This is a genomic window from Nostoc sp. (assembly GCF_036916985.1).
GTDB lineage: Bacteria > Cyanobacteriota > Cyanobacteriia > Cyanobacteriales > Nostocaceae > Nostoc.
This window is the reverse complement of sequence record NZ_JBALFD010000035.1, coordinates 22,661-47,062: the sequence shown is the minus strand read 5'-3', so window position 1 is coordinate 47,062 and position 24,402 is coordinate 22,661. Positions and strand designations below refer to the sequence as shown.

Here is a 24,402-nt window from a genome sequence, read left to right as displayed (position 1 = left end):
GGGTTTTAACATTAGGTTAAGGGAATTATTTTACACAACTTTACACAATTCCTAGAACCAGCTAACTTCTGATATTTTTTTCTTGTAGAAAAATAACCACCTACTGTACTATTTTTTTGGGTGAAGTAGCAAATTAAATTTTGGACGGGTGAGATGAGAATCTTGCTAATCGAAGATGAAGAGGTTTTAGCAAGTGTCTTGTTGAAGTCGCTTACTAAACAACATTATGTTGTTGATGTAGTACAAGACGGACAAATGGGTTGGGAATACACGCAAAGTACTAACTACGACTTGCTCCTAATAGATGTTGGACTTCCGAAACTAGACGGTATTACATTGTGTCAGCGATTGCGTTCTGGTGGTTGTTTCACTCCCATTTTGCTGATGACGGCGAAAGATGGTAATAGAGAGCGGATTCAGGGACTTGATGCAGGTGCAGACGATTATCTGATCAAACCTTTAGATTTGGAAGAACTGCAAGCACGGATACGGGCACTAATCCGTCGGGGCGATCGCCCCCGTACCCCAATACTGGAAGTAGGCGCACTACGACTAGACCCCAGTAGTTGCGAGGTTAAATATAACAACAAATTGCTGGAATTAACAGCCAAAGAATACAGCTTACTAGAGCTATTTCTACGGAATCCATCGCGTGTTTTTAGTCGGGGGGATATCATTGAACACCTGTGGACTTTTGACGATCCACCCCAAGAGGAGACTGTAAAATCACACATTAAATACTTACGGCAAAAGTTGAAAGCAGCCGGAGCAGTAGACTGGATTGAAAATGTTTATGGTTTGGGATATCGGCTGAATCCTGGAAGAGGAGAGGCAGCAGGGGGCAGGGAGCAGGGGGAAAAAGAAAAACCTCAAATCCCTAATCGTGATGTTGAACAGCAGTTTAAGCAAGCAATGGGCGGCTTGTGGCAGCAATATCAGGGGTTGATGGTGCAGCGGTTGACGGTGTTGCAAGAATTAGCAGCCGCTTTGTCTCGTAAAACGCTGACTAAGGAATTACGGCAATCGGCAGAACGAGAGGCGCACAAACTAGCTGGTGTCTTGGGAATGTTTGAGCAAGACAATGGCACTCAAATAGCACGGAAGATTGAACAGATTTTAGGTAAAGATGGTGATTTTGCCGCAGGTGAAAAGCGGCAATTGCTGTCACTGATTGAAGATTTGGGTAGCTTAATCAAGCTGATGGGGCAAAATGCCGATAATCAGATTTCGGGTGCGATCGCAACCCAAATTAGTACCCGATTGATATTAATTGACCCCAATCCGCAACTAGGTGATCAGTTGCAACAACTGGTTGAGGGCTGGCAGCAAATCTCCAACTTAGAAGAGGCAAAAAACTTTCTACAAACCACATCACCCGATTTAGTAGTCTTAAATGTCGATGATGCCGGGTGGCGCAAAGAAAGCTTGGCATTACTTTCGGACTTAGCAACACGTACCCCACCCGTACCCGTTCTCGTGCTGGCTGCCACTGATGAGTTAGTAGAACGGGTAACTTTTGCTCAGTACGGGGCGCGGGGTTTTCTGGTTAAGCCTGTAACAGCTGCTCAGGTTTGGGATGTTTCGTCTCAACTATTACAACGTACTCGCTCTTTACGGGTAAATATACTAGCAGTAGATGACGACCCGCTAATTTTAGCAACACTGCGCCCAATGTTAGAACCTTGGGGTATACGAATGACCGGATTAGAGAATCCGCTACGTTTCTGGGAAGTACTGCAATCCACTACACCAGATTTGTTGATTTTGGATGTAGAAATGCCTCATGTAACTGGTATCGAACTTTGCCGAGCAGTTCGTACCGATCCCCGATGGCAGGAATTACCAATTGTGTTTCTGACTGCTCACCGAGAGATGGAAACTGTGCAGCAAGTGTTTGCTGTTGGGGCCGATGATTATGTGGTTAAACCTGTTGTTGGGGCAGAATTATTGACACGCATTACCCATCGTTTAGAACGCAGCCGTTTACTACAGTCCCTTTCTACCAAAGATTCTTTAACCGGATTAGCAAATCAGTTTCAGTCTAACCGCGACTTGCAGCATCTAATTGCTCAAGCCGAGAAAAATCAGCAATCTGTTTGCTTGGCAATCTTAAGCGTGACTGATTTTCGGCAAATTAATATTAAATATGGTCATCAGGCTGGAAACCAGGTATTACAAAGATGGAGTCGTTTATTTCAATTGGGATTTTGCAGTGGTGAAGTGCTGGGTTATTGGGGTAATGGTGAATTTGTTATGGGAGTTTCTGGGTTAACCAAAACAGAAATCAGCGATCGCCTTAACGACATTTTAACTACCCTCCGCCAGCAAATATTTACAGCCTTCGATGGCGATCGCTTTCAGGTAACATGTAATTTTGCTGTAGTTGAATACCCTAGTGATGGACTAACGATCCAATCACTATACCAAGTTGCCGCTGGGCGTAATTTTTAATTGTTATCAAGAAAGGCACTCCCGATGAAACAAGTTTCACAGCCTTGAATGAAAATGACTGGGGACTGGGGACTAGTACAAGAAGGCAAAAGTAAAAAGGCAAAAGTAAAAAGAAAGAATGCTTATTTTGTAAGCTTTCTGGCTATTTAAAATGGGTGGTTTATTTACGCCGTATTGTACTAGGAACTGGTATTTTTACTCAGCACTCAGTCCTCCTGTCTCCTCATACAAATAGTTGCGTAAACTCATATATTAAATCCACCCTACCCTTACGTAACATGGCTGGATCTAATCTTTCAGTAGTGTTGCAAGTCATCAAGATAACTAACCGTTGCTGCATTTGAATACCAGAGTCATCAATTACACTCTGATACAAAGTGCCGTCTAGCAAGCTGAGAATGTGTTCGGTTTTATTATTGTATTGGGCTACTTCCGAAGCACGATTTTGCGCTAGATTATCAGCTTCGTTAATCACTATACAAATACGCTCTATGTAAGTCGGTGGGACAAAGTTAGCGATCGCATCATGATCTAAAATAAAAATTACATACCCCAAAGGTACAAGAATTTCTTTTGCTACAGCCTGTGTCCAGACTGTTTTACCAGTACCCGGCTCCCCATGTACAACAACCGCTAACTGGTTTTGATTCAGAATCGCTTGCTGTACAGAATCAGTAAAGTCTTGGATATCTGCGGGAAATGTCCGAATCGCAAATTGACTATGAACTTTGCCTACACGACTTTGATATCCACTCAGCATCACCGCTAAATCGTAAGTTGCTTTGTTAATGAGTGGCGCGAGATTTCTCGCCATTAAAGTATATTGTCGTCGCCCGCGATCGTAGGGATCAATTTGCAACCAAATATCATATTTAGACCAGTAAGCATAAACAGTATTGATAACGTCTAAGCGTTCCCAGCTAACAAATTTATCTATAGGTAAATAAAAATCTCTTTCTGAATAATACTGAGTAATGATGTCGGGATTACCCAACACACCTAAAACTCGCAGTACAGTAATTTCTTGCAGTCGGTTAAGAACGTAATCAATAGGAATACTACTACGATTTACAAATTGAACAATGGGTGTTTCGGTACTCAAAACATCTTTGTAGCGATGATCTGGTGATTCTGGATCTGGCGTGATGTAATTCCAAAACTTTTCAACTTCGTAGCGGGTATTATCAGATACAATACTTAATAAATTAGCCCACCAAGCATAATTATTTCTTCCTAAAATATCAGCGACATTACTCGCTAAATTCAAACTTTTTTGACTTAATTCGCGCGAGTCACTGTGCAATAGTTGCCACAAAAAACCCCAATCTAATTCTCGGTTAAATGGTCGCCAACCACAAGCCAGCAAGCTTTGCCTGGTATTATTTGTAGGAGTGCTTTCATTGCTTCTAAAATAATCAAAATCCATATTTATTAGTTATGCAGCGTTAATCGAATTATTTGGTGTTAGGTAGGATATTTGGAAAAATTTTTATCGAACAGAATTCAGTAGTCAGAATGGGCTAAACCTTAGCCATCCGCTAACAGAATGCATTTTAATATGACTGGCGGTGCTTCGTAGCGGTAGCGAGTATTTTCGAGTCATGTCTTGATTCTGACTTCTTCAATGTGATCTCAACTAATTACGTAAAAATGGCAATTTTATTTCCACCATGCTGTACTGGCTAGGAAGTCTTTTTAATTTAACTCATTCTCTATGTATTATACTATAATACATAATGATTACCTGTGTCAACTTTTTTGACAGAGCAATTGGTGAGTGGGAGTTTACTTTTAACTATTGATATACCGACACCACTTATGCATTTTTACATCAGGACTAGTATCAATCTCCGTATAATTTCTCGTAAGATAAAACACCGAACCCGATTTTGGCTGACGTCAAAGTTCTTCTTTTTGCTGGCTGGGTTTGTAGTAAAAGCTTTAATTCTTAAAATAGAACTGAAGAAAGCCTTTACTACAAACTTTAATTATTCACGCTTAGAAACGTGGATTAAATAAACGTGAGTTCGACAGACCTCTCCCTACCTTGAAATTTAGTTCAAGTCTATCCCTCTCTGACTCGGAGAGGGACAGGTTTTGCGTAGTAAAACCAGGCAGAGGTCTTTTGGGTGGACATGATATGACCAGTCGGACTCACGTTAAATAAGATGCAAAACTTCATCCTGTTTCTAGCTTCCCTCTTCTTTATAAGGAAAGGAATTGAGGGTGAGGTAAACCAGAGACATAAAAAATTGTATGTTATTTAATTCTTATTCCTTACCGACTTAATCAAGTCGAGTATTTGCCATTAATTTCTATGTAGCCTTCTGAAAGATCGCAACCCCATACAGTTGCAGAGGCTTTGCCAATATTGAGGCTAACATGAATATCTACTTTAGCTTTTGACATAATTTGCCGCAACTGCTCCAGATTTTCATTAGTTAAGCTATTAGGATAAACTTTCACATTATCAAAACTGATAACAACTAACTCTGGATTTATCTGCTGTTCGTCTTCACATTTGCCTATAGCCATAGCAACTCTTCCCCAATTTGGATCTGCTCCATAGACGGCGGTTTTTACTAATGGTGAATTCACAATTGCTTTAGCTACTTTTTTAGCTTGTGCATAGTTAATCGCCGAATCGACAGTTACCTCAATAATTTTGGTAGCACCTTCTGCATCTCGTGCAATTTTCAGTACTAATTCTTGTGCAACTTCTTGTAATGCAATGGCAAAATCTGATTCTGAAACTTTACCAGCTAAACCGTTAGCTAGAATCACGGCAGAGTCACTAGTAGAAGTGTCAGTGTCTATACTCAGACAGTTAAAGGTTTTATCTATAGTAGAGCGAAAAATAGAACGAAGACTATTTGCAGGAATTGCCGCATCAGTAAAAAAGAAAGTTAAAAGGGTAGCCATATTCGGCTCAATCATGCCGACACCTTTGGCAATTCCTACCAGCTTGGCGTTTCCTATTTGCCGTGTAACTAGTTTCGCTACTGTATCGGTGGTCATAATACCACGGGCTGCGGCATTAAAATCAGCATCAGTTAATTTTTTTCCGAATCCTAATAAACCTGCTCTGATTTTTTCAATTGGGTAACGTCTGCCAATTACACCTGTAGAAGCGATCGCAATATTATGTGCAGCAATTCCAGTTTCAGTTGCAACTAATTGTAGAACTTCTTGAGCATCAGCGATGCCAACAGCACCATTAGCGACATTTGCATTCTTAGATATAACGACAACTGCTTGTGCTTGTGAATCTTTTAAGTTATCGCGGCTAACAGTAACACTTGGACCAGCAAAAAGACTTTGAGTGAAAACTCCATCAGCAACACAGGGAACAGATGATTTAATAAATACAAAATCATCTGTTGTATCTCGGATTCCCAAATTAGTAATAAATGCACTAAAACCTTGAGGTGTGGAAGATATATTTGATGACATTTTTCTGGATTTAATAATTTGCTTTAATTATCTCATATCCCCACCCTCACCCAACAATTTTGGATTATTTGAGTACTATAAATCAATTAATGTGAGGGTAAATATTGTCCATCCATTGCCACTTTCTACTTGAATATTTCCTTGCAATTGTTCGATTAATTTCTGTACTATAGGTAAACCTAACCCTGAACCACCTTGATTCCAGATATCTGCATTGGGGACGCGATAAAATTTCTCAAAGATTCGTGGTAACTCTGTTCCCGATATTTCTGCTGAATTACTAATAGTAATAATAGTTTTTGCAGGCAGTTCTAAGGAGTTGTGACTTACATTTAGGATAATTTCACCACCCGCAGGTGTGTATTTACACGCATTATTGATCAACTCTACTAAGATTCGTTCCAAGCTAATACCATCTGAAAATAGCGGTGGGAGATTTTCAGGGAGATTTAACTGTAGAGTTTGCTGATGTTCTTGAACACGGATTTGAAATGGCTCAATCACCCAATTTAACCACTGTTGTAGGAGTAAGGCATCAGGTACAATAACTCGATAGGATGAGCTTTCTAGCCGTTGTAAGTCTAATAGATCGTTTATTAATTCTAGCTCGCGATCGCACTCACTTTCCATCAGTTCGAGATAACGTTGAGCTTCCTCAGTACTTGTAGATACTTGTATCATTTGAATCATCAATTTTATGTTACTCAGAGGCGATCGCAATTCGTGGGTAACTAAATTCAAAAAGTCATTTTTGAGTTGATTTATCTCTTCCCATTGCACCACAAGTTGCTCTTGCTCAATTTGCTTTTGACGTGCCTCAATCGCTTGTTTACGCTCAGTAATATCTCGAAAGACTAACACCGCGCCTGTAATATTATCTTTGTCATCTTTAATTGGTGCAACACTGTCATCAATTGGTATTTCTATACCGTCTTTAGTAATCAATATAGTTTCTGCGGGAATACCGACAATAATACCATCTTGTAGAACTTTGATAATCGGACTTTCAATCGGGTTATGAGTTTCTCCATTGGCTATATTAAATACTTCTGATGAATTTCTACCAAAAGCTTCTTCCTGTTTCCATCCAGTCAGGTTTTCAGCAACCGGATTCATAAAAGTTATCAATTCTTGTAGATCGCTAGCAATTACACCATCGCTGATACTTCTTAAAAGTGCATCTAGCCATTTTTGATTAACTTTTAATTGCCTTTCTAGACCATGTTTAATCAGAGTTATTTCAATATTTATTTGTAGTTCTTTTTCTTTAAAGGGTTTGATTAGATAGCCAAATGGCTCAGTTATCTTGGCTCGCGCTAATGTGTTATCATCTGCATAAGCAGTCAAATAAATTACTGGAATATCCAAATGCTTATAGATTTCTTGAGCAGCTTCTATTCCGTCCATTGAACCTTTAAGCTTAATATCCATCAGCACTAAATCTGGTGAGATTTCTACTGCTTTATTAATTGCTTCTTCTCCTGAAGAAGCGATCGCAGGAACTATATAACCAAATTTTATCAGTCGATATTGTAAATCCTTAGCAACAATTGCTTCATCTTCCACGACTAATATTTTTGCGTTTGTCATCTTCTTAGTTATTTTATTTTATATTAATGTAAATGTCAGAGAACACTCCACTCCCATAGCACCTTGGATATTGATATTTCCTGATAATTGATTGCTTAAAGCATCTATTAGCAGCCAACCTAAAGATGCTAGATTTTTGAAATTAAAGTTTAATGGTAAACCAATTCCATCATCACTAACTACAAGTGTTACCTGATTTTTGTGGTCTTTTTTAAGACTGATAGAAATCGTACCATTTCTACCTGTTGGAAATGCATATTTTAATGAGTTGGATACAAGCTCATGAATAATTAAACTACAAGGTATTGCTGTATCCAAGCCGAAAAATACGCGATCATCGATATTTGTTTTCAGAGCGATCGCATCTTCATTTACTTCATAAGCAGTAAATAAACTTGCTACCAAATCTCGAATATATTCACCAAAATTAATCTTTGCTAGGTCTTGAGATTGATACAACTTTTCGTGAACTAGAGCCATTGATTCAATCCGCTGCTGGCTTTGTTGGAATATTACCAAATCGTGTTCGTCTTTAATATAAGCAGATTGCAAGTTTAGCAGACTGGAAATAACCTGTAAATTATTTTTGACACGATGGTAAATTTCTTTTAATAACACCTCTTTTTCTAAAAGTGATGCTTGAATTTGCTCCTCCCACTTTTGCCGTTCGCTAATATCTTCAATCACAGAAATAAAATACTTTGGCTCTCCAGAAAGTTCACGCATTAAAGACACAGTGACATTAACCCAAACAATCGAACTATCTTTGCGGAAATAGCGCTTTTCTATCGAATAAGTTGGAATATTATCTGCTAAAATCTGGTCAAAATATTTTAGGTCAGCGTTAAGATCATCAGGGTGAGTAATATCTTGGAAAGTTAGCAACTGTAGTTCTTCGGGTGTATAACCAAGAATATTACAAAGCCTCTGGTTAACTAACAACCAGCTTCCATCTATTGCTACATGGGCAATGCCAACAGCAGCTTGATGGAATGTAGCACGAAATCGCTGTTCGCTCTCTCGCAATGCTTGTTCTATTCGCTGGCGTTCAGTAATTTCTGCCTGTAGTGATTTGTTAATCCTAGTTAACTCTGCTGTCCGTTCCTCAACCTTGCTTTCTAATTGCTCCAGCAGGCTGCTTAGTGCCTCCTCTGCTTGTTTCCGCTCAGTGATATCTTTTTGTGTACCTGTCATCCGTAGTACGTTACCATCTTCATCCCACAGTGCTTGGCCCCGATCTAAAATCCATTTATAAGTGCTATCTTTACATTTGACTCGATACTCGGCAACATAAAATGACTTTTTCTGAGCAAAATGATCTTGAACTGCTTGTGTCACCCATTCAACATCATCTGGATGCACTCGTGTTACCCATTCATCTAAATGGTTAGAAATATCGTGTTCTTCGTAACCAAGCATTTCTTTCCAACGAGGTGAGAAAAAAACTTTATTGGTTTTAACATTCCAGTCCCAAATTCCATCATTATTGCCGCGTAAAGCTAATTGCCAGCGTTGTTCACTTTCCCTCAACACCTCTTCAGTTCGTATGCGTTCAGCAATTTCTTTTGCTAGTTGGCAGTTTGCAACCTCTAATTGGGCAGGACTCGGTAGAGCTAGTATTTGGGGCATTAATAGCACAAGCTCTACAGCTGTCAATACGGAGACAAAAGCGGTGATAGCTTTGAATAACCCTGATAGCCAATAAGTAGGATACCAAAGCGTCCATACATCCATTAAATGGGTTGTGCCACAAGCAACGATGAATATGCCAAACATTAGGAATATCGAGCTGAAAGGCACATCTCGCCGTTTACGGACAAAATAAACCAACATTACTGGAATTGAATAATAAGCAAGTCCAGTTAACACATCTGAAACCAGATGCAGCCATACCAATTCTGGTTTCCAGAGGTAGCAATGACCGTGAGGAATAAACTGGCTAGTAGAGAAAAAATTACTTAAAAATTCCATCATCAAAACCTATACATTGCACAAGTCTTCACCAAAGCCTGAAGTGCGAAGCAAGAGGTTTTTAGCCTAAGGGACTGATAAGAAATAAATTAGACCTCTTGTGGGCTGGGCATCCTGCCATTGGTATGAAAGGGAGTAGGGAATAGGGAATAGGGAGTAGGGAATGCATTCCCTATCGGAGACTGGGAACGAGATAATACCTAAAAGCTGTCCGTCAGAGTTTTCCCGTAGTAGCTATATGCTAGGATCGAGTAGCGGCTAGGGCTTCTACATCCTTTGCCTGTCATACGTTCTGAGTCTTATAACCTGATAATATAAGATTTATTGAACTTAAAGTACCGCGATCGCTTTGGTTATTGTTACCGTATATTTTCTGAAATGAGCCATCGACATATATAAAAATCTTCACAAACCACGGTAATATTTCGCTCATATAACGTAATTATCATTTAGTTTAATACGTGTATTTACGCATTAAGCCACTTTTAGAAATGTTTGCTACTCCCTTGATGTTTACTTACGCGTAGGATTTAATCGAATAGTCTGAGCGATCGCAATTGTTTTCTAAAGAAACTAATGAACAAATTCATCTTGAGTTTGCTTTCTTCTCCTGTACTGATTAGCTCTATTCTTTCTATGGGAGTAATGCTCAATCAAGCACAAGCTACGGAGCCACAATCAGAAGCCAAAACCACAGACCGTTTATCTTGTATACGCAATAAACATAAAGTAGGTTTAGTGTGTGCCAGGGCTTCTGTATTGGCTCAAATTCCTAAATATCAGCCAGAAATAGAGTTTTCTCAAGAAGATGCTCCGATGCTAGAATTCAATGACCAAGAAAGCGATATGGCAATCAACTTATTTGGTTGCGACTGTGCTGCCTGTATAAATTCTTTACGTCAAATGCGCGGTGCGACACCTTTGGTATATTAGGGACTTCCAACTAAAAAAATATCCTATCGCTGTGTAGGCAGGGGGCAGGGAGCAGGGGGAGAAAGAAAAATATTATTATCTGAGTAAATTGGATAATTTATTTTTGAATTTTGAATTGTTAATTTCTGGAAGTACCTTAACCCAAGTTGCTTGATGATTAGTTGGATTTTTCGACTCGCAAACCAAAGTATGTCAAAACAAGCTCAGTTGAGCCACTATTGACAACTTCGTGTACTTCTCCCGGCTCTATCGCTACGCAGTTTCCCGGAAGCAGGGGGTATTCTTTACCATCAATGTGAATTACTCCCGGACCGGCTTCCACAAAGAATACTTCACACATATCTTGATGCGCGTGTGCTGGTGCGGTTTGTCCAGGAGCAAAACGTGCTTGAGAAAAGTTAGTGAGGTGAGGTAAATCGCCGAAGCGTAGCATCACCTTTTTCTTGATTGCGGCATTGTGAGAAACAGACTCTTCAGGTAAGTCTTGGAGAGAAGTGGTAATCATTCTGGTCTTAAATCGTTAGATAATTCCACAATACCCCTAGACCCATCAATCCTGACTCGTTGACCATCTTGCAGAATCCATGTAGCACCGTGAACATCCATCACTGCGGGAATTCCGTACTCACGAGCAACGATCGCACCATGAGAAAGTCTTCCACCAGCTTCGGCAATTAATCCGCCAGCCTTTAATAACAATGGTGCCCAGCCGGAATCTGTGTAAGGTACTACCAGAATTGTATCCCGATTAATCTCCGGTACGTCTTGTAAATTTCGCAACACCTTCACTCTGCCTTCAGCTTGCCCATGACTGGCTCCAATACCTTGTAAAATTTGGTCAGAGTAAACCTCAGAGGGGGCTAAGGGGTGAGGAGGTGTATTGCCGTAGACTAAAAGAGGTACTTGAATAATCTCACTATCTTGCAGAAATTGCGATCGCCTAAATTCCACTAACTCATCTAAGTTGGAATCTTCACCTACAACTAAACGCCGCACTTCATCAAACTCTAGAAAAAAGATATCGCCTGTTTTTCTGAGTAAACCAGACTCTAACCAAATTTTCTCTAAAGCCAGAAAACTCCAACGCAATTCAGCTAAAAGCCGCGAATAAACTTCGGTGACTCGTCCTTTAATATCTACACGCCGTTGGACAAATCCACGTTTGCGTTTACTGGCAAAGATACTATTAATTGCGTCTTTCGCGCCTGCTTGTGGTTCGTTCCCCTGCATTAACTGGACAAACATCTGCTGAATCATCTGGGGATTCTCCCGCCAAGTGGGAACGGAGATATCTGTTCCCACTTCACTTAGGTAGCCGTAATCCTGAAGCAATTCGTTAAATTCTTGGAGGACTTTTTCTCCCTCTGGGGTTTGCTTTAATTGCTCAAATACCTGCTGTGGTTCAAACTCAGCTAATATCTGCTTGGCATCGGTGGCGATCGCACTGAGCGTTCGTAATGCTGCAATCTCTGGTGTGACGCTATAATCCATTTGGCTATCTTTCACCCGGAAAATCGCCTGTCTCAGAGCAGCACTCAAGGGAGCTAAAATGCTGTAATATGTTCCTCGGTGCAGCAACTCTAGAATAAAGTCAATTCTTGCTAACAGCTTGGAACCATCCAAATTATCTACGCTTTCTAGTGCCAACTGCGACAACCCAGGAATAAACAGTTTATAATAATCCTCCTTGAAGTCCTTTTCTAAACTTAATTCCCGCTTCAGCAACTTCCCTAGTCCTGGCAAATTTTCCCAGGTTGACTGCAAAGATGGTTTACTTAATTTAGCTCCTCTGGTTAAAAATTCCAGACTTTCCGGTGGCAATCCCATACGGAGAAAAATATCTCCTAAGAGGGAGGCATTAAAGTAGGCTCTGGAATAGTGCAGACTTGCTGTTTCGGTGAAATCTAACCCCAAGGCGCGATCGCCCAAAACTAAGGTGAAAAATTCTCCCCAAACTCCACAAGTTAAGGGACGATTAATCGACCATGTTAAGGGGTGAATGACTCCAGGAATCACTTCGGCGGCGATTTTGCGTGTCCAGATGGGCAACAGAGTAGTGATTGGTCGAGATTGCAATACCCAAAGCGTTTGACCATCATAACTCCACTCAATATCTTGGGGAGTGCCATGATAACGTTTTTCCAGTCGGTAGGCTAAGTATGCAACTTGTTTGATTAATGCTTGTGGAATTCGTCCTTGACCCTCTAATTGTACAGAGTAAGAATTTTCTGTTTCAACAACAAAAGCGCGATATTGTTCTGGTGTGACTTTTCCCGAAACCACTTGTGTCGGGCTACCTGGAAGGGCTTCAATGATAATTGCATCACCTTGCTGAGTAATGGGATCGCGGCTGAAAGCAACACCAGAAAATACACTCTGGACTTGTTGTTGAATCAACACAGCCATTGCTGTATCATTTGAGCCGCGATCGCGCCGATATTGGATAGCAGAGGGATGATTGTAGGAAGCTTGAACTTGAGCGATCGCTTGTTGTAATGCCTCTACACTAGTGACATTTAAGACTGTTTGATATTGTCCAGCAGCAGAAGCGCGTTCAGAATCTTCTCCAATCGCAGAGGAACGCACTACTAAAGGAGATAATTCTGATGGCTGGAGAAATTCTGTCAACAGTTCGGGATTATCGATTGGCGCGAGTACCCACCCCTTCGGTACTGGATAGCCCCAGCGCTTAATTTGTGATAACGTCGCCGCCTTTTCTCCGACAATGGCAGCATCCAACTCTTCATCTAAAGAAACCATTGTGCGGTCGCCGCGTAAAAATTCCAACATTGCTTGCGATTCTGTTTGTGCCTCTTGGGCTGGCAGTTTCATATCATCAGGAATTTTGCGATAAATCCACCCCATTAAACCCGCTAAGGCAACAGCGACAAGTATTCTGGGAATATCGCTAAAGTGCAGAATTGCCACAAACAGAGGGAAAAGAAGCAAAACCCCGAATTTGACTACCTTTTTTGATTGCAGAATTGTAAAACTAATACCTGCAAAGAAAGACACAAACATTGCCACTAGTGGATCGTGTACGACAAATCCCCAGACAACATTTGTCGTACCTGCCCCTCTACCGATCCAGTATCTACCAATTACTAGAGCAATCAGGGCAACCAATTCCCAAGACGATCCATCAGGAAAGAAAGCGCGGGTGAGTAAAACTGCCGCAACTCCTTTAAAAGCTTCTGAAAATACTGCCAAAATACCGACAAATTTGCCACCATGATAGAATGCAGCCGATACACTGATATTTCTTGTACCAACTTGTGATAATCGCTTCCGCTTGAGGGCGTAAGTAATCCATTCAATCAGGGGTAATCCGCCCAAGAGGGGGCAGATAATTACAATAACTAAGACACCCCAAGGTTCAAACATTCTGGATTTTGGATTTTAGATTTAAATTTTCCATCTAAAACCTCAAATCTAAAATCTAAAGTTTTTCTGAAATTTTTGATGGTTATTAGGGGGCTTTTTATAGAAAGAATTCAGGAGTCAGGAGTCAGAATTCAGAATGATAGCTAGGGCATGAACACAGGAGTTAAAAAACAATCCAAATTATAGATTTAGAGGTCTACAATCAGCTATTGGTTTGAATCCCCCAAGGAAAAGCATTCTGGATTCTGGATTCTGGATTCTGTATTCTTCTTCAATTACACTAGTTGCTAAATGGACACTTGGCTAAGACGGAAACCGTTTAAGACAAGTGTCCTTCTAGACTACTAATGGTTTTAGTTTAGCGCATAGGCCGCTTGCAGCGCCCAGATGATAAGAGCAGCGATCGATCCCAGAAGCAACACGGTAGAGATAGTGACTACTTTTGGGGAATCTGCACCCTCAAATTTCATAATTCCTCGATTTAAGTCGGACATAGCTTTGTAATCCTCTGTTTTTGGAGCATGAAACATTTGTCCGTTTTGATTGTAGTCCTTCTCTTTGCTGATGATGTTAAATTCATTCTAAGAATTTAGGAATGGGTATTGGGGACAGGGGACTGGGGACTGGGGGACTTGGGAATCGAGACTGGGGACGGGAACATCCCAATTTTGTAAATTTACCAAAATCGTTACTTGTCATTGCGTACTCCTTCGGAGAACCCGTAGGGTATGAAGCGGAGCGGAATAAAGCGATCGCAAACTACAGATGTTGTGATCGCTTTGCTTCACTGCGTTCCGCTCGCAATGACAAATGGGATGCTCCCCTGGGGACTGGGTACTGGGGGAGACAAGGGGACAAGGAAAATAACCATACCCAATCACCAATCACCAATCACCAGTCCCCAGTCCCCAATCCCCATTCCCCCAGTATCATTGAAAAGCAACTTGGTATAAGAGGGTGTGAGTAGGTGAAAATAGCACTGATCGTAATTTCGGCGGTGGTTGTGGGATTATTTGTGGTATTTGAGATCGGACTGCGATCGCTCTTCGGTTTTGGTAATCCCCTAATTTATATTGGTGATGAGCAGATTGGTTATTTATTAGCTCCTAACCAACGTACCCGCCGTTTTGGTAATCGCATTGAAATTAATGAATATTCTATGCGAGGTAGTCCGATCAAAAAGATACCTGCAACTTCTGGATTGCGAATTCTACTATTAGGTGATTCTATCGCTAATGGTGGCTGGTGGACAGATCAAACGAATACAATATCTAATTTGATAATGCGTTCTCTAGTATCATCCACTAATAGTAATTACCAGGAAGTAGAAGTGTTAAATGCTTCAGCTAACTCTTGGGGGCCAAGGAACGAATTAGCTTATTTAGAGAAGTTTGGCAATTTCAACGCGCAAGTAGTGGTGTTATTAATTAATACCGATGATTTGTTTGCTACTCCTCCTACTTCTTTGCCAGTAGGACGCGATCGCAACTATCCAGATCGTAAACCGCCTCTGGCGTTAGCGGAAGTGTGGCAGCGTTATATCCTTAAACAAAAGCCAATTCCCGAACTACAAGCCGTGCAAAATGAACCAGGCGATCGCGTGGGCATTAATTTGGAGGCGATCGCTAAAATTCAAGCCTTGACTCGCCAAAGCAACAGCCAACTTTTGTTAGTCATGACTCCCTTACTACGAGAAATTGGTGAACCTGGCCCCCGCGATTATGAAATTAAAGCACGTCAGCGCTTGAGCGATTTTACCAAAGCACAGCAAATTAACTATATAGACTTTTTACCAGCCTTCAATTCAACTACCAACCCGCAAGGTTTATTTCACGATCATATTCACCTCAACTTACAGGGCAATAAATTTGTCAGTGAAGTTATAGAGCGATCGCTTTTGAAAATACTAAATATCTCCAAAAATTAAAGCAGACTGTAGACAAAGCGGCATATCCCCAGGACACGGTTTATAACCGCCCGTTTCCCGTTAAGTTGACACAAATGAGCAGTGTGCCGCCCTTGTTTAGTACATAAATACTAGTTTATTTTTCTTCACTCAGCACTTCTGAAATGAGTTTGAATTATAGCCCACCAGTTCACTGAACTAGTGGGGCTAGAATAGAGATTCAGTAAATTTTGCAAGCCTGACTAGAAAGCCCTAATTTCTAGCAAGAGGCTTGCTTTTTCTTCAAAGACGAACCTACACCCAAGGCAGTAAACGCTAGCAAACCCAACATAGAAGCAGGTTCAGGGACTTTGGATACTTGAATAGAGCCAGAATTTTGATCTACTAGTGTTGATGTTCCCTGTTGATCGACATCTTTACGTAATTTCAAAGAGTCACCAACTGTTCCCTGGAAGAAATATTCTCCAATCACACCCGTCCCACCGGCAACATCCAAGGGGCCAAACAATGTGTGAGTAGAAGTATCAAAGTTGAAAGCAAAGAAGCTAGATTGTGAGACTCCACCAGTAACGGTGTTGTAAGTTCCTAGAAGATTGTTAGATGGGTCTAAGAAAGAGACATTCAAGGATTGTAAAAAGTTGGTTGCTCCACTACCACTTTCTGAAATAATTATAGGTGCTGTAGCCTCGTCGTAGCTAAATGAACCTATTGCTGAATAACCAGCATTACCTAGCCAGTTAAAGTTGAAATCAATAGCTTGGGCTGGGTTGTTAGCACCAGCGATCGCAACCGTCAAAGCAGCACTAGTAGTAGCGATTTTGGCGAAAATATTTCTCATGGTCATAACTCCAAAATTGATTGATATGATGCAGATATCAGGGCATTAAACAATACTAAGCTTACGATAGAAACATCTGTACGTAAATACCGCATAAAAATACGTATCAAATGTAATAAATTAATAAAGAAAAGCATTTTTTTCGTGAAGTTTTGCATAAAATGCCAAGTTTATCTAACAAACCTTCTGCCGCAAGCTAGAACTGCCCTCAGCTAAAAATCACGAGCGATCGCCTGAGAATAACTGATAAAGTTGAGCTACGCAAAGTTGAAAACAGTGTTATATGCCTGGGTTTCTATTAGAAGTTGGTACAGAAGAACTACCTGCAAGTTTTCTCAGTGATGCTTTAGTGCAATGGCAGGAACGCATTCCCCAAAGCTTGGAAGCAAACAGCCTCAAGGGCGCAAGTGTCCAGGTGTACGGTACTCCCCGGCGGCTGGCGGTATTGATTACAGGGCTACCATCCCAGCAACCAGACCGAGAAGAAGAAATTAAAGGACCCCCCGCCCAAGCTGCCTTTAAAGATGGTCAGCCGACAGCAGCAGCAGCAGGCTTTGCCAAAAAGCAAGGTGTGGAACTGGATGCACTATCTGTTCGCCCCACTGACAAAGGGGAATTTGTCTTTGTTCTGAAAAAAATTACCGGTCGTCCGGTGGCGGAAATTTTGACAGAACTTGTTCCTCAGTGGATTTGGGGTTTAGAGGGTAAGCGGTTAATGCGTTGGGGTAATGGGGATGCAAGGTTTTCCCGACCAATTCGTTGGCTGGTAGCTTTGTTAGATGAGACAGTGCTGCCTTTAGAATTAGTGAATGGTTCTAAGACTGTTCAGAGCGATCGCATTTCTCAAGGTCATCGCGTTTTACATCCTGAACCTGTGATAATTGCCCAGCCGACTGATTATGTTACCGCCCTCAAGTCTGCTTATGTCAACGTTGACCCAGAAGAACGGGCAAATCTGATCAAAGAGCAAGTAAATGCAGTAGCAGAAAATTTAGGTGGGTATACAGTAATTTACCCCGATTTGTTAGCAGAAGTAATCAACCTTGTAGAATATCCTTCCGCAGTTGTCGGGAAATTTGAACCAGAATTTTTAGAATTACCAACTGAAGTAATTACTGAAGTTATGGTTACTCATCAGCGTTATTTTCCTGTATTCAAACCAGGGAGTTTTGAGCAAGAATTATTGCCTAATTTCATCACCATTTCTAACGGCGACCCGAAAAAATCAGATATTGTTGCCGTCGGGAATGAAAGGGTAATTCGTGCCAGATTAGCTGATGGCAGATTTTTCTATGAAGCTGATTTAACTAAGCCAATAGATAACTTTTTACCCCAGTTGGAGAAAGTCACTTTCCAAGAAGAATTGGGTTCGGTGCGTACCAAGGTAGATAGAATAGTTAAAATTGCCGAGCAAATTAGCAGTCAATTAGAATTAGCGGAAGATCAAAGCCAAAGAATCCAACGTGCTGCTTTATTATGTAAAGCAGATTTGGTGACACAAATGGTGTATGAATTCCCCGAATTGCAAGGCATTATGGGAGAGAAATATGCCTTAGCTAGTGGTGAAGATGCCGAAGTAGCAAAAGCAATTTATCAACATTATTTGCCAAAGGGAGCCGGTGATATTTTACCTGGAACACTCACAGGTAAAATTGTCGGTTTGGCAGATAGATTAGATACTTTAGTGAGTATCTTTGGTTTAGGTTTAATTCCCTCTGGTTCCTCTGATCCCTTTGCCTTACGCCGTGCTGCGAATGCTGTAGTTAAAATTGTTTGGTTTGATAACTTGCCGATAAATTTAGATGATTTATTGAAGGAGATAGCAACAGATTTTGCAGCCAAATATCACAAAGAACAGACATCATTAACCACAGCATTACAAGAGTTTTTCTTGCAACGCATCCGCACTTTACTACAAGAAGAAAAGCAGATTGATTACGACTTAGTAAATGCAGTTTTGGGAGAAAATGACCCAGAATACACAGAACGGACGTTAAAAGATTTATTGGATGTACGCGATCGCGCCTTATACTTACAACAAATCCGCAACGACAGTACCTTAGATAACATCTACGAAACCGTTAACCGTTCCACACGATTAGCCGCCCAAGGTGATTTGGATACAAAACAACTAGAACCAACAACCGTAGTTCGTCAAGAATTATTCCAAAAACCCTCTGAGAGTGCTTTGTATAATGCGCTAATCGAATCAGTACCACAAACTCAAGCAGCACAGCAGACACGAAATTATCAACTGTTAGTAGCAGCACTCACAAAAATTGCTCCAGCAGTTAGTAACTTCTTTGATGGCCCAGATAGCGTTTTAGTTATGGACTCCGATCCAGAAATTAAGCGTAATCGCTTGCATCTGCTGGGATTAGTTCGCAATCATGCCCGTGTTTTAGCTGACTTTGGTGCGATCGTTAAAAATCTGTAGCGTAGGTTAACAAAAACTGGTGTAATTTTTGCCAATAAACGCTAGTATAGGGAGTGCTTAACCAGGGACACTCTGCTGCAATCTATGCCTAGAGCTACTGTTATTGGATTGGGAAAGTCCGGTGTTGCTGCGGCGAGATTGTTGAAACGGGAAGGTTGGGAGGTAGAGCTGAGTGATGGCAACACCTCCAAAACCCTCCTAGAACAACAACAACAACTCGCTGCCGAGCAAATAACCGTAAAACTCGGCCAATCTCTAGAATTAAATGGTGCTAATTTACCCCAATTAATAGTCGTTAGTCCTGGCGTGCCTTGGGATATTCCCGTCTTAGTTGAGGCACGCCAATTAGGTATTGAAACCATTGGCGAAATGGAACTCGCTTGGCGAAATTTACAATCGCTGCCTTGGGTAGGAATTACCGGCACTAATGGCAAAACTACTACCACAGCTTTAATTGCTGCCATTTTCCAAGCAGCAGAATTAAATGCACCAGCCTGCGGTAACATCGGCTATGCCGCCTGTGATGTTGCCCTATCCCAGGGAGCAGGGAGCAGGAAGCAGGGGGCAGGGGGAGCATTTGATAATTCCTCACTCCTAACTCCTAACTCTTCACTCGATTGGGTAATTGCGGAAATTAGCAGCTATCAAATAGAATCTTCGAGTTCTCTTGCTCCCCGGATCGGTGTTTGGACGACTTTTACACCGGATCATCTGAGTCGCCATCAGACTTTAGAGAACTATTACAACATCAAAGCTAAGTTATTACGTCAGTCGGAGTTGCAAGTATTCAATGGCGATGATGCCTACTTGAGCCAGCTAGGTTTAAGTGCTTGGCCTGATGCTTATTGGACAAGTGTCAGAGGCAAAGATTTTCTGATTAGCGAAAAAGGCTTTTACATTGAGGACGGCTGGGTTGTGGAAAAATTGACTGCAACCTCTGTACCAGAACCAATTGTGAAAGTATCTAGTTTGCGAATGGTGGGAGAACATAACCAGCAAAATCTGTTGATGGCAGTAGCAACAGCAAGATTAGCAGGAATTAATCATGATGCGATCGCACTTGCAATTCGAGAATTTCCTGGTGTTGCCCATCGTTTGGAGCATATCTGCACTTGGGAAGGTATCGATTTTATTAACGACAGCAAAGCTACTAACTACGATGCTGCTGAAGTTGGTTTAGCATCCGTTAACAGTCCAGCGATTTTAATTGCTGGTGGAGAAGCCAAAGCAGGAGATGATACTGGCTGGCTAGCAAAAATTCAAACCAAAACTGCTGCTGTGTTATTGATTGGTTCTGCTGCACCCGCATTTGCTAAACGTCTGCAAGAGGTAGGGTATCATAACTACCATATTGTGGAAACAATGGAAAGGGCAGTTCCCAAGTCAGCAGAATTAGCCAAGCAGTATCAAGCGCCTGTAGTATTGCTATCTCCGGCTTGTGCGAGTTTTGACCAGTACCCAAATTTTGAGGTGCGGGGCGATCGCTTCCGTCATCTATGCCTCGCTTGGGCGGGAGGTTGGAAACCCGCCAGAGTAGAACTTCCAGAACTTGAAAACTCTAGTCAACAGTCCATAGTTCAAAGTCGATAAGCATTGTTTGTCAACAAGTTCGTAGTAAGGACTAAAGTCCTTGTTTTCTAAGCACTAAAGTCCTTACTACAAATTCTTAAAACTAACTTTACAAAATATCTAGAAGTATTATTTAGTGCTAATTTAGTAGTTTTAAATTATTATATTTTGCTGTAGTTTGCAACTTCAACCTCATGAGCAATGCTTGTAGGTTTAGGAATAGGTAAACCATCTTCTAGTATTCCTTCTATATGAAATTCAATAGCTTCTGCAATCATCTGCTTGACTTCTTCTAAAGTTTCACCCACAGCGACACAACCTGGTAAATCAGGGACATAAGCGCCGTAGCTAGTTGCTCCCTTTTCAATCACAACTGTATAACGCATCAGTCTTCCTCCAATTGAGCTTGTCTCCAGATATTTTTCAGAGTACCAATTGGCACATCTACATTTGGCTTACCTGCTACTGTTACAGTACCAGGTTTATCAGGATGTTTGAACTGTCGATGACTACCTTTACTTCTAGCAAGATACCAACCATCAGCTTCCAGTCGTTTGATAACTTCGCGTACTTTCATGCTACTACTTATTTGTACAGTTAAAATTTCTGTTACAAATAGAGTGCCTTATTAAGAAAACAAAGTAAACGTAATTCTATCCGTCATTTTGTCGTGGTTTTCAGCATTACTACCCAACACATCAATCAACCAATAGGGCGATTTCCGGGATTGACTGCGTGAATATATTCACTACCCGATCGCGGTCTTCCTCGTTTATAATAAGCTTCTTCTGGTTTACCCCATCCTAGCTGCAAAATCATTTCCAAAAAGCTAGAATTTTCCCACTTGCATAAACTTGCCCATTCTGTTCTTTGAACAATTCTTTCTACATCAGATGTGATAATTTGTTGATGTTGTTTACTATTATTGAAACTTAAGTATAAGTCCATCCCGATAGTGACTTCATGCCAAAATTCTACGATGGAATTTTTAGCGGCTTTTAATATCTCTAAGTCACCATTGAGAGCAATTAACTCAGTATCTATTTCGGGATAGTGCAAGTTTTTTCCTTTAACTGTCAATTCCCGCCAAATAATACCAGAAACTCCATTTTCTTTCTGATACTCGTGAATTGCAGTTTTGAAATCTTGATAGGCAGTGAACTGTTGCAACCCATCAGTGCTGATAAACTGGTCAATTACCGGATTGCCAGAGATTTTTATTTCTAACTTTAAGCGTTTTCCTTTGAGGCAAGCTTGGCGTTCGGCTGCCAAAATTTGAATCAGTTCTTGGGTGGTGTAAACCTTTGACATTAGAATACACTCTATTTAGTCATTGGTCATTGGTCATTGGTCATTAGTCAGTTGTTACGGACTTATAGACTATAGATTAACTTTCTAATCATTATGCTTTGACATCGGCAGCAATGTAGTAACAGATATCACTAAAAATTAGGGCAGACCAATTTGGTCTACCCCATAAGTTATTTAGCTAACTCACTGCTAAACTCATTAAAGGCTCGCCGTTTTAGCTGTGCTGTTTCAGTGCGTGGTAATAAATCAAAGATTTTGCGAAATTGATCGTCTATCTCTTCAAAAGGTACTTGACCCTTTTTATTCAAAACTACCTCACCTGATTTATTTAACACCACGACTTGAGGAACACTCCCAGCATAGTAATATCCTGGTTCTGTTGGGTCGTAGGTCTCTTTAGGCGGGATAGTATCTACATTAATCGGCATAATCTCTGCTACCCGACCATAGAATTCCTGTACCCGTGAAATGGAAATGGCATATCTTTTGGAATCGCTACTATCATCCAGATAGAAAGCCAAAAATACGGGTTTATGTTCCGCTAAAGTCTGTGCGAGTGTCTGTCTGGGAGGAACCAATGAACCATTGCCAGCATAAACGACAAAGATGTTGCCATCATATAAATCATTATTAAGACCAGCAGATGCAGGCTGCATACTTATAATGAAAAGACTTACAAGCAACAACAGGCATTTGGACAACCACCTTCCACAGCCAGCAATTTGTTTATGTAAAAAAAGAAACTTTGTGCTATTCATCAAAAGGAACCTTGCAAGCTACTACTTGTCGTGAGTTTGTACTGAATTCGGCAAACTGGGTTGGATATGTAATTACGCCCACGCACTATTTTTTAAGATAACGCCTACTGAGATTATCTCTCGTAAGTGGTTGGTACTGCTATGCGGAAGTAAAAGGGACTTCCAACTAAAAAAATATCCCATCGTTTCGGTGAGCAGGGGAAGCAGGGGAGGAAGAATCTAACGATCAATCGTCTTCTGTCTCAAAATTGAATAATTTAATTTCTGGAAGTCCCAAAACAAAGGCGAAGTAGTGCAACAATCCAAAATTCAAAATTGGTATGGCTGGCTTTTTCAGCTAGGATTCGCTAAACTCACAAGATTAAATTTGCACTTTTAATTAGCAACTGCCAGAAGACTAGGGTACAGATGTGGGAAACAAAATACAATTCATAGATAGGCTGCGATTGGGTTTCGCGGTGTCCGTGGCAAAGAGTGTGACATTTATTGTGCGATCGCTCCGTCTCGGTGCTGCTAGTGTATTACCAGGCTCGATTGCTCGTCGCATTGAACCCAGACTCTTACAATTATTGAGTCAGCAAGTTAAAAACGGAGTGATTTTAATTGCTGGTACTAACGGCAAAACTACTACAGCGCTGCTTTTATGCACGATACTAGAACGCAAGGGTTTTCGTGTCACTCATAATTCTACAGGTGCAAATCTGGAAAATGGCTTGATGACGGCGCTGTTAGAAAGCACTAACTTACTAGGTACGCTAAATTCTGATTACGCCATTTTGGAAGTTGACGAAAATATTGTACCAAGAGTATTAGCGCCACTCCAGCCGCGAATCATTCTCTGTTTAAACTTGTTCCGCGACCAACTCGACAGGTACGGCGAAGTAGATACAATTAGTAAGCGTTGGACAAAAGTTATTTCTACCCTACCAGCAGAAACGGTAGTAATTCCCAATGCTGATGACCCAACTTTATCTAACCTTGGTCAGCAGCTACCCCAACGGGTGTTATTTTTTGGCTTGAATGAACCAGAACATTATCTCGAAGCAATTCCTCACGCTGTTGATTCTATTTATTGTCCAAAATGCGGACATTCTCTAGATTACAAGGGTGTTTATTTGTCTCATTTGGGAGATTTTACTTGTCCTAAGTGTGGTTTTACTAAAAGTAAACCAACTCTCGAAAGTAATGAATGGTCACAAATTCTAGTTGGTTTATACAACAAATATAATACTTTGGCAGCTGCCACTGCGGCTATCGAATTGGGAGTTGATGAAGTAACAATTAGAGATACTATTAATAAATTCCAAGCTGCTTTTGGTCGTGCGGAAGATTTAGTAATTAATGGCAAACGAGTGCGAATATTGTTATCAAAAAACCCTGTGGGAACGAATGAAACCATTCGCGTAGTTACTCAAAGCACAGATAAAACCACATTGCTAGTATTGAACGATCGCACACCCGATGGCACTGATGTATCCTGGATTTGGGACGTAGACACCGAGAAATTAGTTGAACGCGGCGGAACTATAGTAGTGAGTGGCGATCGCGTCTACGATATGGCACTACGTCTACGTTACAGCCAAAAGTCCACGGAGAGTAACTTAAATTTAATTGTCGAAGAAGATTTGCGACAAGCGATCGCAACTGCATTAGAGCATACACCAGAGAATGAAACTCTGCATATTCTACCAACCTACTCAGCCATGCTAGAAGTGCGAGAAGTTTTGACTGGTCGGAAAATTCTTTAAATTTGTCATAGGGCATTGGGTATTGGGCATTGGTTATTCTCCCCCAGTCCCCA

Annotated in this window: 20 protein-coding genes; 7 read left to right on the top strand and 13 right to left on the bottom strand. The window is 41.0% G+C overall.

Annotated features, from left to right (window positions below):
• The first annotated feature begins 153 nt into the window (after positions 1-153).
• On the top strand, positions 154-2,451 hold the full coding sequence (locus V7L07_RS12950; RefSeq protein WP_335058346.1) for a response regulator: 2,298 nt from the start codon (positions 154-156) through the stop codon (positions 2,449-2,451).
• A 223-nt stretch (positions 2,452-2,674) separates the two neighbouring features.
• Here V7L07_RS12950 and V7L07_RS12945 read toward each other — a convergent pair whose 3' ends face one another.
• The 5 genes from V7L07_RS12945 to V7L07_RS12925 form a co-directional block, all read right to left on the bottom strand.
• Positions 2,675-3,877 carry an AAA family ATPase gene (locus V7L07_RS12945; protein ID WP_335058344.1) on the bottom strand — a complete coding sequence of 401 codons (1,203 nt, stop codon included), beginning with the start codon at positions 3,875-3,877 and terminating at the stop codon, positions 2,675-2,677.
• Positions 3,878-4,740: 863 nt separating this feature from the next.
• Positions 4,741-5,904, bottom strand: a complete 1,164-nt coding sequence (argJ, locus tag V7L07_RS12940; protein ID WP_335058342.1) for a bifunctional glutamate N-acetyltransferase/amino-acid acetyltransferase ArgJ — start codon at positions 5,902-5,904, stop codon at positions 4,741-4,743.
• A 75-nt stretch (positions 5,905-5,979) separates the two neighbouring features.
• On the bottom strand, positions 5,980-7,494 hold the full coding sequence (locus tag V7L07_RS12935; protein WP_335058341.1) for a hybrid sensor histidine kinase/response regulator: 1,515 nt from the start codon (positions 7,492-7,494) through the stop codon (positions 5,980-5,982).
• Between the two features lie 18 nt (positions 7,495-7,512).
• Positions 7,513-9,468, bottom strand: coding sequence for a PAS domain-containing sensor histidine kinase (locus V7L07_RS12930; protein WP_335058339.1), 1,956 nt, complete (start codon positions 9,466-9,468; stop codon positions 7,513-7,515).
• 280 nt (positions 9,469-9,748) lie between these two features.
• Positions 9,749-9,898, bottom strand: coding sequence for a hypothetical protein (locus V7L07_RS12925; RefSeq protein ID WP_335058337.1), 150 nt, complete (start codon positions 9,896-9,898; stop codon positions 9,749-9,751).
• Between the two features lie 143 nt (positions 9,899-10,041).
• Between V7L07_RS12925 and V7L07_RS12920 the strand changes: the two genes are divergently transcribed.
• Positions 10,042-10,398 carry a hypothetical protein gene (locus V7L07_RS12920; RefSeq protein WP_335058335.1) on the top strand — a complete coding sequence of 119 codons (357 nt, stop codon included), beginning with the start codon at positions 10,042-10,044 and terminating at the stop codon, positions 10,396-10,398.
• Positions 10,399-10,555: 157 nt separating this feature from the next.
• Here V7L07_RS12920 and V7L07_RS12915 read toward each other — a convergent pair whose 3' ends face one another.
• The 3 genes from V7L07_RS12915 to V7L07_RS12905 all read right to left on the bottom strand — a co-directional run bounded on the left by V7L07_RS12915 (position 10,556) and on the right by V7L07_RS12905 (position 14,312).
• Complete coding sequence (locus tag V7L07_RS12915; protein ID WP_335058333.1) at positions 10,556-10,903, bottom strand: cupin domain-containing protein; 348 nt, start codon at positions 10,901-10,903, stop codon at positions 10,556-10,558.
• Positions 10,900-13,782 (bottom strand): glycerol-3-phosphate acyltransferase, encoded by a 2,883-nt coding sequence (locus tag V7L07_RS12910; RefSeq protein WP_335058330.1) that lies wholly within the window; start codon positions 13,780-13,782, stop codon positions 10,900-10,902. The genes V7L07_RS12915 and V7L07_RS12910 overlap by 4 nt, the downstream gene beginning before the upstream one ends.
• A 353-nt stretch (positions 13,783-14,135) precedes the next feature.
• Complete coding sequence (locus V7L07_RS12905) at positions 14,136-14,312, bottom strand: hypothetical protein (RefSeq protein ID WP_179063510.1); 177 nt, start codon at positions 14,310-14,312, stop codon at positions 14,136-14,138.
• 65 nt (positions 14,313-14,377) lie between these two features.
• On the opposite strand from V7L07_RS12905, the gene V7L07_RS12900 reads away from it, so the two are divergent.
• Entirely contained in the window at positions 14,378-14,749 is a 372-nt protein-coding gene (locus V7L07_RS12900) for a hypothetical protein (protein WP_335058328.1), read from the top strand.
• Positions 14,750-15,709, top strand: coding sequence for an SGNH/GDSL hydrolase family protein (locus V7L07_RS12895; RefSeq protein WP_335058326.1), 960 nt, complete (start codon positions 14,750-14,752; stop codon positions 15,707-15,709). It abuts the gene before it with no gap.
• Between the two features lie 238 nt (positions 15,710-15,947).
• On the opposite strand, the gene V7L07_RS12890 is transcribed toward V7L07_RS12895, so the two are convergent.
• Entirely contained in the window at positions 15,948-16,526 is a 579-nt protein-coding gene (locus V7L07_RS12890) for a PEP-CTERM sorting domain-containing protein (protein ID WP_335058324.1), read from the bottom strand.
• Positions 16,527-16,809: 283 nt separating this feature from the next.
• Here V7L07_RS12890 and glyS point away from each other — a divergent pair, with 283 nt between their 5' ends.
• On the top strand, positions 16,810-18,963 hold the full coding sequence (gene glyS, locus V7L07_RS12885; protein ID WP_335058322.1) for a glycine--tRNA ligase subunit beta: 2,154 nt from the start codon (positions 16,810-16,812) through the stop codon (positions 18,961-18,963).
• A gap of 84 nt (positions 18,964-19,047) precedes the next feature.
• A complete protein-coding gene (murD, locus tag V7L07_RS12880) occupies positions 19,048-20,553 on the top strand; it encodes a UDP-N-acetylmuramoyl-L-alanine--D-glutamate ligase (protein WP_335058320.1) in 1,506 nt (501 codons plus the stop codon).
• 140 nt (positions 20,554-20,693) lie between these two features.
• Here the strand turns inward: murD and V7L07_RS12875 are convergent, their stop codons facing one another.
• The 4 genes from V7L07_RS12875 to V7L07_RS12860 form a co-directional block, all read right to left on the bottom strand.
• A complete protein-coding gene (locus V7L07_RS12875) occupies positions 20,694-20,918 on the bottom strand; it encodes a type II toxin-antitoxin system HicB family antitoxin (protein WP_335055362.1) in 225 nt (74 codons plus the stop codon).
• Positions 20,918-21,109: a type II toxin-antitoxin system HicA family toxin gene (locus tag V7L07_RS12870; protein WP_335058318.1), complete on the bottom strand. Its 192-nt coding sequence runs from the start codon at positions 21,107-21,109 to the stop codon at positions 20,918-20,920. The genes V7L07_RS12875 and V7L07_RS12870 overlap by 1 nt, the downstream gene beginning before the upstream one ends.
• A gap of 125 nt (positions 21,110-21,234) precedes the next feature.
• Positions 21,235-21,843, bottom strand: a complete 609-nt coding sequence (locus V7L07_RS12865; RefSeq protein WP_335058316.1) for a hypothetical protein — start codon at positions 21,841-21,843, stop codon at positions 21,235-21,237.
• Between the two features lie 170 nt (positions 21,844-22,013).
• Positions 22,014-22,601: a thylakoid membrane photosystem I accumulation factor gene (locus tag V7L07_RS12860; protein WP_335058314.1), complete on the bottom strand. Its 588-nt coding sequence runs from the start codon at positions 22,599-22,601 to the stop codon at positions 22,014-22,016.
• Between the two features lie 410 nt (positions 22,602-23,011).
• Between V7L07_RS12860 and V7L07_RS12855 the strand changes: the two genes are divergently transcribed.
• Positions 23,012-24,349, top strand: coding sequence for a Mur ligase family protein (locus V7L07_RS12855; protein ID WP_335058312.1), 1,338 nt, complete (start codon positions 23,012-23,014; stop codon positions 24,347-24,349).
• The last annotated feature ends 53 nt before the right edge of the window (positions 24,350-24,402 follow it).

Bases quoted from the DNA above. Each gene is read 5' to 3' on its own strand.
- V7L07_RS12865 (WP_335058316.1), bottom strand. From the start codon at position 21,843: ATGTCAAAGGTTTACACCACCCAAGAACTGATTCAAATTTTGGCAGCC.
- V7L07_RS12945 (WP_335058344.1), bottom strand. From the start codon at position 3,877: ATGGATTTTGATTATTTTAGAAGCAATGAAAGCACTCCTACAAATAAT.
- V7L07_RS12890 (WP_335058324.1), bottom strand. From the start codon at position 16,526: ATGAGAAATATTTTCGCCAAAATCGCTACTACTAGTGCTGCTTTGACG.
- V7L07_RS12930 (WP_335058339.1), bottom strand. From the start codon at position 9,468: ATGATGGAATTTTTAAGTAATTTTTTCTCTACTAGCCAGTTTATTCCT.
- V7L07_RS12900 (WP_335058328.1), top strand. From the start codon at position 14,378: ATGGGTATTGGGGACAGGGGACTGGGGACTGGGGGACTTGGGAATCGA.
- argJ (WP_335058342.1), bottom strand. From the start codon at position 5,904: ATGTCATCAAATATATCTTCCACACCTCAAGGTTTTAGTGCATTTATT.
- glyS (WP_335058322.1), top strand. From the start codon at position 16,810: ATGCCTGGGTTTCTATTAGAAGTTGGTACAGAAGAACTACCTGCAAGT.
- V7L07_RS12870 (WP_335058318.1), bottom strand. From the start codon at position 21,109: ATGAAAGTACGCGAAGTTATCAAACGACTGGAAGCTGATGGTTGGTAT.
- V7L07_RS12925 (WP_335058337.1), bottom strand. From the start codon at position 9,898: ATGAGCGAAATATTACCGTGGTTTGTGAAGATTTTTATATATGTCGAT.
- V7L07_RS12910 (WP_335058330.1), bottom strand. From the start codon at position 13,782: ATGTTTGAACCTTGGGGTGTCTTAGTTATTGTAATTATCTGCCCCCTC.
- V7L07_RS12920 (WP_335058335.1), top strand. From the start codon at position 10,042: ATGAACAAATTCATCTTGAGTTTGCTTTCTTCTCCTGTACTGATTAGC.
- V7L07_RS12935 (WP_335058341.1), bottom strand. From the start codon at position 7,494: ATGACAAACGCAAAAATATTAGTCGTGGAAGATGAAGCAATTGTTGCT.
- V7L07_RS12950 (WP_335058346.1), top strand. From the start codon at position 154: ATGAGAATCTTGCTAATCGAAGATGAAGAGGTTTTAGCAAGTGTCTTG.
- murD (WP_335058320.1), top strand. From the start codon at position 19,048: ATGCCTAGAGCTACTGTTATTGGATTGGGAAAGTCCGGTGTTGCTGCG.
- V7L07_RS12905 (WP_179063510.1), bottom strand. From the start codon at position 14,312: ATGTTTCATGCTCCAAAAACAGAGGATTACAAAGCTATGTCCGACTTA.
- V7L07_RS12915 (WP_335058333.1), bottom strand. From the start codon at position 10,903: ATGATTACCACTTCTCTCCAAGACTTACCTGAAGAGTCTGTTTCTCAC.
- V7L07_RS12860 (WP_335058314.1), bottom strand. From the start codon at position 22,601: ATGAATAGCACAAAGTTTCTTTTTTTACATAAACAAATTGCTGGCTGT.
- V7L07_RS12875 (WP_335055362.1), bottom strand. From the start codon at position 20,918: ATGCGTTATACAGTTGTGATTGAAAAGGGAGCAACTAGCTACGGCGCT.